The sequence below is a fragment of the Terrabacter sp. NPDC080008 genome (genome assembly GCF_040702505.1).
Taxonomy (GTDB): Bacteria; Actinomycetota; Actinomycetes; order Actinomycetales; family Dermatophilaceae; genus Terrabacter.
This window is the reverse complement of the sequence record NZ_JBFBLC010000001.1, coordinates 1-12,149: the sequence shown is the minus strand read 5'-3', so window position 1 is coordinate 12,149 and position 12,149 is coordinate 1. Positions and strand designations below refer to the sequence as shown.

The 12,149-nt window shown below is 72.1% G+C and carries 11 protein-coding genes; 7 read left to right on the top strand and 4 right to left on the bottom strand.

The window, feature by feature from the left end; all coding sequences use genetic code 11:
* Positions 1–3: 3 nt before the first annotated feature.
* From AB0316_RS00055 to AB0316_RS00045, 3 genes are all read right to left on the bottom strand, one after another.
* A complete protein-coding gene (locus AB0316_RS00055; protein ID WP_366269398.1) occupies positions 4–1,662 on the bottom strand; it encodes an ABC-F family ATP-binding cassette domain-containing protein in 1,659 nt (552 codons plus the stop codon).
* A 156-nt stretch (positions 1,663–1,818) separates the two neighbouring features.
* Entirely contained in the window at positions 1,819–2,529 is a 711-nt protein-coding gene (locus tag AB0316_RS00050; RefSeq protein ID WP_366269396.1) for a response regulator transcription factor, read from the bottom strand.
* Positions 2,526–3,761, bottom strand: a complete 1,236-nt coding sequence (locus AB0316_RS00045) for a histidine kinase (protein WP_366269395.1) — start codon at positions 3,759–3,761, stop codon at positions 2,526–2,528. Before AB0316_RS00045 ends, AB0316_RS00050 begins: the two co-directional genes overlap by 4 nt.
* 197 nt (positions 3,762–3,958) lie before the next feature.
* Here AB0316_RS00045 and AB0316_RS00040 point away from each other — a divergent pair, with 197 nt between their 5' ends.
* From AB0316_RS00040 to AB0316_RS00010, 7 genes are all read left to right on the top strand, one after another.
* A complete protein-coding gene (locus AB0316_RS00040) occupies positions 3,959–4,858 on the top strand; it encodes an ATP-binding cassette domain-containing protein (protein ID WP_366269393.1) in 900 nt (299 codons plus the stop codon).
* Complete coding sequence (locus AB0316_RS00035) at positions 4,855–5,709, top strand: ABC transporter permease (RefSeq protein ID WP_366269392.1); 855 nt, start codon at positions 4,855–4,857, stop codon at positions 5,707–5,709. Before AB0316_RS00040 ends, AB0316_RS00035 begins: the two co-directional genes overlap by 4 nt.
* 102 nt (positions 5,710–5,811) lie before the next feature.
* Positions 5,812–6,357, top strand: coding sequence for a hypothetical protein (locus AB0316_RS00030; RefSeq protein ID WP_366269390.1), 546 nt, complete (start codon positions 5,812–5,814; stop codon positions 6,355–6,357).
* 52 nt (positions 6,358–6,409) lie between these two features.
* Positions 6,410–7,735 (top strand): serine--tRNA ligase, encoded by a 1,326-nt coding sequence (serS, locus tag AB0316_RS00025; protein WP_366269388.1) that lies wholly within the window; start codon positions 6,410–6,412, stop codon positions 7,733–7,735.
* A 75-nt stretch (positions 7,736–7,810) separates the two neighbouring features.
* On the top strand, positions 7,811–8,746 hold the full coding sequence (locus AB0316_RS00020; protein WP_366269387.1) for a TIM barrel protein: 936 nt from the start codon (positions 7,811–7,813) through the stop codon (positions 8,744–8,746).
* Between the two features lie 87 nt (positions 8,747–8,833).
* The gene (locus tag AB0316_RS00015; protein ID WP_366269385.1) at positions 8,834–10,591 is read left to right on the top strand and encodes an MFS transporter; all 1,758 of its coding nucleotides are present in this window, start codon (positions 8,834–8,836) and stop codon (positions 10,589–10,591) included.
* Positions 10,588–11,130 (top strand): MarR family transcriptional regulator, encoded by a 543-nt coding sequence (locus AB0316_RS00010; protein ID WP_366269383.1) that lies wholly within the window; start codon positions 10,588–10,590, stop codon positions 11,128–11,130. Before AB0316_RS00015 ends, AB0316_RS00010 begins: the two co-directional genes overlap by 4 nt.
* Positions 11,131–11,218: 88 nt before the next feature.
* On the opposite strand, the gene AB0316_RS00005 is transcribed toward AB0316_RS00010, so the two are convergent.
* The gene (locus AB0316_RS00005) at positions 11,219–11,662 is read right to left on the bottom strand and encodes a PA2169 family four-helix-bundle protein (RefSeq protein ID WP_366269381.1); all 444 of its coding nucleotides are present in this window, start codon (positions 11,660–11,662) and stop codon (positions 11,219–11,221) included.
* Between the last annotated feature and the right edge of the window lie 487 nt (positions 11,663–12,149).

Sequence of the window (12,149 nt, the reverse complement as noted above, 5' to 3'; positions counted from 1 at the left end):
GGCTCAGAGCGCCTCGACCCGCACGCGCCCACGGGCCACGACCCACCGGTGCGTCAGCCGTATGCCGTCCAGGAAGCCCTCGTCGTGGCTCACCACGAGCACCGTCCCGCCGAAGGCCGCCACGGCGGCCTCGAGCTGCTCGATCGCGTCGATATCGAGGTGGTTGGTCGGCTCGTCGAGCACGAGCACGTTGACCTCGCGGCCCTGGAAGAGGGCCATGAGCGCGCGGGTGCGCTCGCCCATCGACAGGCTGCGTGCAGGACGTGCCACGTGCTCCGAGCCGAGGGCGAACTTCGCCAGCAGCGTGCGCACCTCGGCGATCGGCCGCTCACGGCCGGTCTTCGGGTCAGCACCGAGCTCACGGCGCACGACCTCCAGCACGCTCGCGTCGTCGTCGAGCAGCTGCCGCCGCTGGTCGATGACGCCGACCGAGACGCGCGTGCCGAGGGACTGCCGGCCGCGGGTCAGGGGCAGGTCGCCGAGGAGGGCGCCGAGCAGGGTGGTCTTGCCGGAGCCGTTGTTCCCGACCAGGGCGATCCGGTCACCGCGCCCGACGGCCAGGCTGACCGGGCCCAGGCGGAAGCCGTGCCGCTCGACGACCGCGTCGGAGAGGGTCGCCACGACGTCGGCAGACGGTCCTCCCTCGGTGATCGCATAGCGCAGCTGCCACTCCTTGCGCGGCTGCTCGACGGCGGCGAGCCGGTCGGCAGCCCGCTCGAGCCGGGCACCCTTGGCACCCTGACGATCCGCCCTCGCCTTGTGCTTCTCGCGGATGTGCTTGTCGGGCTCCCCGCCCGCGGCCACGCTCCGCCGGCCCTTCTCGGCCCAGCTCTGGCGCTGCCGGGACTGCGCGAGCAGGGAGTCACGGTGGGCGGCATACCCCTCGTACGCCTCCCACGCGTGCGCGCGGGCGAGCTCTCGCTGCGCGACGAAGTCGCTCCACCCGCCGGAGTAGTGCCCGATCCGCTGCTGCTTCACATCGAGCTCGACGACGTCCGTGGCGACCGCGTCGAGGAAGGCGCGGTCGTGGCTGGCGATCATCACCGGACCCTCGTGGGCGCGCACGAAGTCGGCGACGAGGGCGAGGCCGCGGGCGTCGAGGTCGTTGGTCGGCTCGTCGAGCAGGAGCACGTCGTACTGGCTGAGCAGCACTGCGACGAGGCACGCCCTGGCCGCCTGCCCGCCCGAGAGCGTGCCCAGCGGCCGGTCCAGCGCGACCTCGAGGCCGACGCGGGCGGTGACCTCCGGCAGGCGCTCCTCGAGGTCGGCCGCGCCGAGGGCGAGCCAGCGCTCGAGCGCGGTCGCGTAGCGGTCTTCGCTGCCGTCGGCGCCCTCCGCCAGCGCGGCCGACGCGGCCTCGAGCTCAGTGTCGGCGGCGGTCACGCCGGTGCGGCGGCGCGCGTACGCCAGCAGCGTCTCCGCCGGGTCGGGCACGACCTGCGGCAGCCAGCCGACGGTCGCGTCGCGCGGGGCGAGCCGGATCGCACCGGCCTCGACGGGCAGCTCGCCGACGATCGTGCGCATCAGCGTCGACTTGCCCGAGCCGTTGGGGCCGACGACGGCCGTCACGTCGCCGTCGGCGAGCGTCAGGTCGAGTCCGGAGAAGAGGGTCCGCGCGCCGAAGGCGACGTCGAGACCGGTGATCGTGAGGGCACAGGACATGTGGGGTTCCTTGATGGTCGGCAGGGCCCCGCGCGCGACCTCGACCGATCATCGGGAGGCGGCGAGCGGGCGGGCTCGAGGCATCAGGACATCCACACGGGTGCGACCGTAGACGCCGGGACGCGCGCCCGTCCACCGACTTTTTCGGCGTCCGCCTCAGACGAGGTCGGCGTCGTGGACGACGATGGCGATCTGGACGCGGTTGTCGGCGCCGAGCTTGTCCAGCACGCGCGACACGTGCGCCTTGACGGTCGGCACCGAGAGGTAGAGCTCACGCGAGATGTCCGCGTTGGACAGGCCGCGTCCGATGGCCAGGGCGACTTCGCGCTCACGGTCGGTGAGCGTGGCCAGCCGCGCCTCCGCGTCGGCCCGGCGCGGGTCGACCGCTTCGTCGGCGACCCCGCCGGTCGCGACGTGGGCGATGAGGGTCGCGGTGACGCTGGGGGACAGGATCGGCTCTCCGGTCGCGACGAGCCGCACCGCCTCGACGAGCCGGCGTGGCTCGGTGTCCTTCAGGAGGAAGCCGTGCGCGCCGGCCCGGAGGGCCTGCACCACCATGTCGTCGGCGTCGAAAGTCGTGAGGACGATGACCTTGAGGTCGTCGCCACGCGCCGTGCGGGCAGCCCGAGCCGACCCGGAGAGAAGCGATCTCGTGGTCTCGAGGCCGTCGCGCCGCGGCATGCGGATGTCCATCAGGACGACGTCGGGCTGGTGCTCGCCGACGACGCGCTCGGCGTCGATGCCGTCGCCGGCCTCGGCCACGACCTCGAGGTCGGGTGCGCCACCGAGGATCATCCGCAGTCCTGCGCGCACCAGTGCGTCGTCGTCGACGATGACGACGCGCGTGCGCCCTCGGTCCCCGCTCACCGCGACCACGGTAGCCGAGCCCTGAGGACGAAATCGCCTGCCCTGTCGGGGCCGTAGGTCAGCTCGCCGCCCGCGAGGACGGCGCGCTCGGTGAGGCCGAGCAGTCCCAGCCCGGACCCGACCGTGGGCTCAGGGCGTATGCCTTCGGCTGCGCGGGCGTCGTGGCGCGGCACCGCGTTGCGCAGCGTCACCTGCACCGCCTCGTCGTCGGGCCCGCCGCCGGGAGCCGTCGAGACGCTGACGCGGACCGCCGCACCCGCGGCGTGCTTCCGGGCGTTGGTCAGGCCCTCCTGGACGATCCGGTAGGCGCTGCGCGAGACCTGCTCGGGCACGGCGTCGAGGTCGCCGGAGCGCTCCAGGTGCACTGTCGTTCCTGCCGAGCGCGCCTCTGCCACAACGGTGTCGAGGTCGTCCAAGGTGGGCTGCGGGGCCTCGGGCGAGCCGTGCTCCGACGCCCCGGGGCCCGGCACGTCGCGGAGCACGCCGAGGACGGCACGCAGCTCGGTCAGGGCGCGGTTGGCGCTCGCGCGGACGATCTCGGCCGTCTCGGCGACCTGTTCGGGAGTGAGGTCGGTGCGGTAGGCGAGCGCCCCGGAGTGCATGGCCACCAAGGAGATCCGGTGGGCGAGGACGTCGTGCATCTCGCGCGCGATGCGGGCCCGCTCGGCGACCTGCGCCTGCACGACCCGCATCGCCTGCTCGCGCTCGGCGGTCAGGGCACGCTCGTGCAGCGAGGCGACGAAGGCGCGACGCTCGCCGACGGCCCACCCGATGGCGACACTGACGGCGAGGCTGAGCAGCCCGATGATGATGTCGGGCAGGGTGATCGCCGCGGCTTCGGTGGGGTAGACGAGCGAGTGCGACACCCCGGCGAGCATCCACGGCAGGGCGACGACGGCGATCTCGCGCCAGCGCTGCCGCGTCGAGAGCGACACCAGCGCGACGAGGGAGGCCCCCACGCTGACCGAGGACACCCCCGAGAGCGCCGTCGTGGCGAGGGCCACCACGAGCGGCCACCGGCGACGCCACAGCAGCAGCGCGGTCGCACAGGCCCCGACCCCGAGGTCGACGAGGAGCCAGTCCTTGCCGAAGGCCGGGTCGACCCCGCGCTGGTCGAGCTGCGCCTGCACGGCGCCCCAGATCGCGAGCCCGAAGAGGAACGCGGTCCCGAGCCGCCAGGACTCGCCCCACACGTGACCGCCCCGGGTGCGGGCGATCCGGGGCGGCGACACCCGGCCAGCCTAGGGGCGGACGGCACGCGACGGCATACGACCAAGGTCTGCTCCCGCACCCCGCCGACCCCGACTCCAAGCACGGACCCTGAGCACGGACCCTGACCGGCGTCAGGGTCGCATGCGACCAAGGTAGGGGTCGGATTCAGGCTTGTGACGGATGTGCCGCACTCGCCCGGTTCGAGAGGGTGGAGCCCATGATCACAGTGGAACGACTCACCAAGCGCTACGGCCCGTTCACGGCCGTCGACGACGTCTCCTTCGACGTCAAGCCGGGCCTCGTCACCGGCTTCCTCGGGCCGAACGGCGCCGGCAAGACCACGGCCATGCGGATCATGGCCGGCCTGACGCCCGCCACGTCGGGCCGCGCCACGGTGCTCGGGAAGCCGTATGCCGCCCTGCCGAACCCGGGCCGCCACGTCGGCCTGCTCCTCGACGCCTCGGCGCAGCACGCCGGCCGCACCGGACGCGAGGTCCTGACCCTCGGCGCCATCCTGATGGGCGTCGGCAAGCACCGCGTCGACGAGATGGTCGAGCTCGTCGGCCTCACCGAGAAGGAGGCGAACCGGCGGGTGCGCAACTACTCCCTCGGTATGCGCCAGCGCCTCGGCATCGCGCACGCCCTGCTCGGCGACCCGGAGGTGCTCATCCTCGACGAGCCGGCCAACGGCCTCGACCCGGCCGGCATCCGGTGGATGCGCGACCTGCTGCGCGGCTACGCCAACGAGGGCGGCACCGTGCTGCTCAGCTCCCACCTGCTCAACGAGATCGAGCGGGTCGCCGACGAGATCATCGTCATCGGCCACGGCAAGATCGTCGCCCAGGGCACCAAGGACGAGCTGCTCGCCGGCGCAGGCACGTTCACCCGCTCCACCGACGACGACGCCCTCATGGCTGCCCTGGCCGAGCAGTCGATCGTCGCGCAGCGCACGCCGACCGGCGGCCTGCAGGTCGAGGCCGAGCCGATCGCCGTCGGCCGGGTTGCCGTGGCCCACCAGATCGTCCTGACCGAGCTTCGCGGCGCAGACAGCCGGGGCCTCGAGGAGATGTTCCTCGACCTCACGGCCGACGCCGCACGAGAGGAGGTGGCGGCATGACCGCGACCACGACCACCACGCCCGCTTCCCCCGGGGCTCCCGCGTCGAAGAACGCCGAGTCCGCGCTGCCGACCCATGCCAAGGTGCCCAGCCGCATCGAGGGTCCGCGCCCCACCAGCGGGGTGCCGTTCGGTCGCCTCGTGCACGTCGAGCTGCGCAAGATGCTCGACACCCGGGCCGGCCGCTGGCTCCTGATCGGCATCGCGGCGATCATCGCGATCGCCCTGACGATCATGTTCTTCAACGAGGGCGGCCGGCACGCCTTCGGTGAGTACCTCCAGGCCACGACGATGCCGATGGCGCTCATCCTCCCCGTCGTCGGCATCCTCGCCGTCACCTCGGAGTGGAGCCAGCGCACCGGCCTCGTCACCTTCGGCCTCGAGCCGCGCCGCATGCGCATCGCGTGGGCCAAGCTGCTGTCGGCCCTCGTCGTCGGAGTCGGCGCCTTCGCGCTGGCGCTCGTCCTCGCGGCCCTGGCCCACCAGGCCGCGATCACCTTCCGCGGCATCGACGGCAGCTGGTCGATCGACGGGCTCGTGCTCGTGGGGGCCGGCGGCTACGTGCTGCTCGGCATCGCCCAGGGCGTCGGCTTCGGCATGCTCTTCAAGAACACGCCGGCCGCCGTGGTCACCTACTTCGTCCTGCCGACCGCGTGGTCGATCCTCGGCTCGATGGTCTCGTGGCTGCGCGACGCCGCGGTGTGGCTCGACCTCAACCAGACGATGCAGCCGCTCTTCGAGGGCTCGCTGACCGGGCAGCAGTGGGCCCACCTCGGCACCTCCGTCGCCGTCTGGGTCGTCGCGCCCCTGGCCGTCGGCATCTGGCGCCTCACCCGCGCCGAGGTGAAGTAGCCGACACCACGAACGGGAGGTGTGCCGCGTGCCTGACGGGGGCACGCGGCATACCTCCACGGGTGGCGCTCGCGGGTTGCCCTGGCGACCTACAGTCGTTCGATGAGGCAGACCCGCGTCGGAGGGGCGGTCACCGCCCTGGCCACCATCCTCGTCGCGGGCTGCACGAGCGGCGGCCCCGTGGTGGGGCCGACCGGCGGGGCGTCCGCCGTTGCTCCGGTCCCCACGGCCTCGCTCACCGCGACGGGACCGGACGTGGAGTTCACGCCGGTCGACCCGACCGCGCCACCGCCGCTGGCCCTGCCACGCCGCCTCGCCGGCGAGGTGGCGAGGGTGGAGGTGACGCGGCAGGGTGCCACGAAGGCCTTCCGCGTCGAGCGCGGCGAGCCGTTGGTGGCCGGGCGCACCTACAGCGTCGAGGCCGCGTGCACCGCGAGCCGCCCCTCGACCGGGACGAGCTATGCCGTCTACGACGCCGCCCCGGGCGTCTACGGGCACGGCGACTCGATCTACTCGCAGGCGTTCCCCTGCGACGGTCACGTGCATCGCACGAGCCGCCTCGGGCTGCCTCCGGGGCCCGTGCAGGTGGACGTCCGCGACCTGCCGCCCGACGCCGTGACGGCCTACGTGCTCATCCACCCGGAGTGAGCCCGCTGAACTCGGTCGAGAGGGCGCGTGGCGCGCCGTTAGGCTGGCCCGCGTGATCGACATCAAGCTCGTGCGCGACGAACCCGACCGGGTCCGCGCCTCGCAACAGGCCCGTGGAGAGGACCCGGGGATCGTGGACGCGATCCTCGCCGCCGACGAGCGCCGTCGGTCGTCCCTCGGCGAGTTCGAGTCGCTGCGCGCCGAGCAGAAGACCGTGAGCAAGTCGGTCGGCGCCGCGATGGGCGCGTTCCAGAAGGCCAAGAAGGCGGGCGCCGACGACGCCGAGCACCTCGAGAAGGTGGCCCACGAGGCGCGCACGCACGCGGCGCGCCTCAGCGAGCAGGTCAAGGCGCTCGAGTCGACCGCCGACGAGGCCGGTGCGGAGCTCGAGACGCTGCTGCGCAAGGTCGGCAACGTCATCATCGACGGCGTCCCCGTCGGCGGCGAGGACGACTACGTCGTGCTCGAGACCGTCGGCACGCCAAGGGACTTCGCGGCGGAGGGCTTCGAGCCGCTCGACCACCTCGCCCTCGGCGAGAAGCTCGGTGCCATCGACATGGAGCGCGGCGCCAAGGTCGGCGGCGCGCGCTTCTACTACCTCACGGGCGTCGGGGCCCTGCTGGAGCTGGCCCTGCTCAACATGGCGATCGCGCAGGCCACCGCGGCCGGCTTCACCCCGATGATCACCCCGACGCTGGCCCGTCCCGAGATCATGGTCGGCGCCGGCTTCATGGACGCGCACGCCGAGGAGGTCTACCGCCTCGAGGCCGACGACCTCTACCTCACCGGCACCTCGGAGGTCGCCCTCGCCGGCTACCACGCCGACGAGATCATCGACCTCAGCGACGGCCCGAAGCGGTATGCCGGGTGGTCGGCCTGCTACCGCCGCGAGGCCGGGTCGCACGGCAAGGACACCCGCGGCATCATCCGGGTGCACCAGTTCCACAAGGTCGAGATGTTCAGCTACTGCCGTCCGGAGGACGCCGAGGCCGAGCACCAGCGCCTCCTCGGCTGGGAGCGCGAGATGCTCGCCAAGATCGAGGTGCCCTACCGCATCATCGACACGGCCGCCGGCGACCTCGGTGGCCCGGCGGCCCGCAAGTTCGACTGCGAGGCCTGGGTGCCGACGCAGGGCAAGTACCGCGAGCTCACCTCGACGTCGAACTGCACGACCTACCAGGCGCGTCGGCTCAACACGCGCGAGCGCGACCCGAACGGCTCGGGCACCCGCGCCGTCGCGACGCTCAACGGCACGCTCGGCACGACGCGCTGGCTCGTCGCGATCCTCGAGAACCACCAGCAGCCCGACGGGTCGGTGCGCGTGCCAGAGGCGCTGCGCCCCTTCCTCGGGCTGGAGGTCCTGAAGCCCATCGCCTGACCGTCGTCGCTGCCCGCACCGTCCGGGTACGGGCACTCCATCTCCCCTACGCTCGTGGGAGACGAAGGAGGCGCTGTGAACCCGACGAGCACCCACCCGGGCAACCCCGATGTCGTCCCGCCCCTGGACGAGCGCGTTGCCGGGGCCCCGATCTCGTGGGGCGTGTGCGAGGTGCCCGGCTGGGGCTGGCGGTACGACGCCGCGACGGTGCTGGCCGAGATGGCCGAGTGTGGCCTCGTGGCAACGGAGTTCGGGCCGGACGGCTTCCTGCCCGAGGATCCCGGTGAGAAGGCGGCGACCCTGCGGGCGCACGGCCTGCAGGCCGTCGGGCAGTTCGTCCCTGTGGTCCTGCACGACTCGGGTCACGACCCACTCCCCGAGCTCGAGCGCGCGCTCGAGTCCCTGGTGGCGGCCGAGGCGTCGACCGTCGTCCTCGCCGCTGCCAGCGGAGCCGAGGGCTACGACCGTCGGCCCGATCTCGACGACGACGGGTGGACCACCCTCCTGTCCAACCTGGACCGGGTCGCGGAGGCGGTGCGCTCCCGGGGACTCATCCCGACCCTGCACCCGCACGTGGGCACCCTGGTCGAGAGCGAGGCCGACGTCGAGCGCGTCCTCGCCGGCTCGGCGGTCGGGCTCTGCCTCGACACCGGTCACCTCCTCGTCGGCGGCAGCGACCCGGTGGCGCTGGCCACCGCGCACCCGGAGCGCGTCGCCCACGTCCACCTCAAGGACGTCCGGGCCGACCTCGCCCGGCGGGTCCGGTCGGGCGACCTCACCTACACGGACGCGGTCCGGGGCGGAATGTACGTGCCGCTCGGCCGCGGAGACGTCGACGTGCGCGCCATCGTCGGCGCCCTCGAGGACGCCGGGTATGCCGGGTGGTACGTCCTCGAGCAGGACACCGTCCTCGAGGGGCCGCCGGACGGCGAGGGCCCCAAGGGCCAGGTGATCGAGAGCCTGAACCACCTGCTCGGCATCGAGGCCCAGCGCTCCGGCGTCGGCATCTGACCCGCGCGACCCGGCCACCCGGCATACGGCAGTGGCCGCCTTCCTCGTCTCAGGGAAGGCCCAGATGTCGTTAGTAGCCTTGAACTAATGACTTCTCCAGCCGCTCCCGCCGCCCTCGGCCCGCGCTACAAGTGGGTCGCGCTGTCGACCACGACGCTCGGTGTCCTCATCGCCACGATCAACTCCTCGATCCTGCTCATCGCCCTGCCCGACATCTTCCGGGGACTGAAGATCGACCCGCTCGCCTCGGGCAACTCCAGCTACCTGCTGTGGCTGATCATGGGCTACCTCGTCGTGACGGCCGTGCTCGTCGTGACGTTCGGGCGCCTCGGTGACATGTACGGCCGGGTCAAGATGTTCAACGCCGGCTTCGCGATCTTCACGCTCTTCTCGATCGCCCTGTCGGTCACCTGGCTCACCGGCACGCCGGGCGTCCTGTGGCTCATCGTCATGCGCATCCTGCAGGGCGTCGGCGGCGCGCTGCTCATGGCGAACTCCTCGGCGATCATCACCGACGCCTTCCCGTCCCACCAGCGCGGACTGGCGCTCGGCCTCAACATGGTCTCGGGCATCGCGGGCTCGTTCCTCGGCCTGGTCATCGGCGGCGTGCTCGCGCCCCTGCACTGGCGCTACGTGTTCCTCGTGTCGGTGCCGTTCAGCATCTTCGGCACCCTCTGGGGCTACCTCAAGCTGCGCGACCTCAGCCCCCGCCGCCACCACGTCATGGACTGGTGGGGCAACATCACCTTCGCCTTGGGCCTGATCGGCGTGCTGGTCGCCATCACCTACGGCATCCAGCCCTACGGCGACCACGTCATGGGCTGGACCAACCCGTGGGTGCTCGCCTCGATGATCGGCGGCCTCGTGCTGCTCGGGGTCTTCTGCGCCATCGAGCTGCGGGTCGAGCACCCCATGTTCCACCTCGACCTCTTCCGCATCCGCGCCTTCACCTTCGGCAACGTCGCGAGCCTGCTGTCGGGTCTCGGCCGTGGCGGCCTGATGTTCATCCTCATCATCTGGCTCCAGGGCATCTGGCTGCCGCGGCACGGCTACTCCTTCGAGTCGACCCCCCTGTGGGCGGGCATCTTCATGCTCCCGATGACCGTCGGGTTCCTGCTCGCCGGGCCGCTCTCGGGCTGGCTGTCCGACCGCCACGGCGCCCGGCCCTTCGCCACCGGCGGCATGGTCATCGCGGCGCTCAGCTTCGTGTGGCTCGCGGTGCTGCCCGTCGACTTCACGTACTGGACGTTCGCGGCGGCCCTCTTCCTCAACGGCTTCGGCATGGGCCTGTTCGCCTCGCCCAACCGCGCCGCGATCATGAACGCGCTGCCCGCCAACCGGCGCGGTGTCGGCAGCGGCATGAGCACCACCTTCCAGAACGCGTCGATGGTGCTCTCGATCGGCATCTTCTTCTCGCTCATGATCATCGGCCTCGCCGGATCGCTGCCGGGGACGATGCAGTCGGGCCTCAGCGCCCACGGGGTGCCGGGCGCCCAGGCGCACGCCATCGCCGGGCTGCCCCCGGTCGCGGTGCTCTTCGCCTCGCTGCTCGGCTACAACCCGGTGCAGCAGCTGCTCGGGAGCCACACGCTCAGCCGGCTCAACCCCACTGACGCGCAGTACCTGACCGGCCACTCGTTCTTCCCGTCCCTCATCTCGGGGCCCTTCCACGACGGGCTCATCGTCGCGTTCGCCTTCGCGATCGCGGCCTGCCTCGTCGCCGCCGTGGCGTCGTGGTTCATGGGTGGGAAGTTCGTCCACGCCGATGACCAGCACGAGGGCGCCGAGATCGCCGCCGACGGACCCCGAGTGGGTGTCGCAGAGCCGGAGCAGGTGAGGTCGTGACGCCGACCGGTATGCCGTCCAGTGCCGTCGAGCGGCCGGCCGGCGATGTCGAGCGGCTGGCGGGCGATGTCGAGCGGCTGGCGGGCGATGTCGAGCGGCTGGCGGGCGATGTCGAGCGGCTGGCCGGCGAGCTGCGCACCGAGGTGGGGCGCCTCGCCTTCCACCTGCGGACCCCTGCGACCCGCTCCGGGGTGACGCCGACCCGGCTCGCCGCCCTGGCAGCGCTGACGCGCTACCCGGAGGGCGTCCGCCAGGGTGACCTCGCCGAGCTGATGAACGTCTCGGCGCCGAGCATGACCCGCCTCGTCGAGATCCTGACGGAGGCCGGCTGGGTCGAACGGCGCCGCGACCCGAGCGACCAGCGCTGCCTGCTTCTCGCGCTCTCGCCCGCCGGGCAAGGGGTCCTCGACACGCTGCGCGACGAGGCCGCGACGCAGCTGAGCGCCGAGCTCGCAGACCTGAGCGCCGACGAGAAGGCTGCTCTGGCGGCTGCCGTCCCCGTGCTGCGCAAGCTCGCGGACCGGCACCTCGACGCCTGACCCAGCTTTTCCGGCCCAGACACACGAACACCCCTGCGGGAGAGGTCCTCGCAGGGGCGTTCGTGTGTCGGCAGGATCTGCCGTGGTGTCAGTCGGCGACCTGGAGGCCCTTGACCTCGTCCCGGGCCGCGACGATGGCCGCGTGCTGGCGGGTCACCAGCTCGCGGAAGCCGGCGCTGAGGTCACCCTCGAGGGCCTTCTCGTACTCCGACACGGCGTGGTCCTCGCCCGTGACAGCGGCACCGAGGACGCTGCCGGCGTCGTCACCGGTCACGGCGTCCTTCAGGGCGATCCAGCCGCGGTGGACGGCCGCGGTGGCCGACCCGCTCTTGTCGACGTCGTCGCCGTACTCGTGGCCCATCTCGACGATCTCGCGGCTGAAGCCGGCACGCTGCTCCGCGAGCCGCTGCATGGTCGCGGCCCACTCGGCGCGGTCGCTGTCCCGCAGCTTCTCGGCGGCCGAGGCGAAGCCCCGCTCCCCGTCCTTGAGGGTCTCCACGAGCTCCTTGGCGTACTTCGCGTCGTCAGACATCTGCGCTCCTTCGATCGGGTTGCGGTCCCATGGGTCCTACCCGCCGGTCGCGGGGGCGCAACCGGGCGAGCGTGCACGGCGGCGGTCTCACCCAGAGGCCGCTGAGGCGGTGCCGGCAGGGGTCCAGCGGGTAGGGGAGAGGGCCGTTTTGGCGGTTCGGCGCAAGACCTGTAATGTTCTCTTCGTCAGCCCGACAGGGAGAAACGGACGCCACCGCGATCGACATGGTCGAGAGCGAAGTTGGCCGGTCCCGCGGGTGGCAGTCGCTCGAGTCATGACGTCCCACGAGGACGGCGTGGAAACAGCGACAGCGAGACGGATGAGCGTGGTCAGACCACGGTCATCAGCCCGGTAGGGTGGATGAGCCCCGGAGGTTGGTTCCCAGAGCCAGCTGATGGTGTGTGTCCGATTCTTGAGAACTCAACAGCGTGTCAAAAATCGATGCCAATTACCTCGTCCCGAGGCGCGGCATGGTCACTCGTTCGGG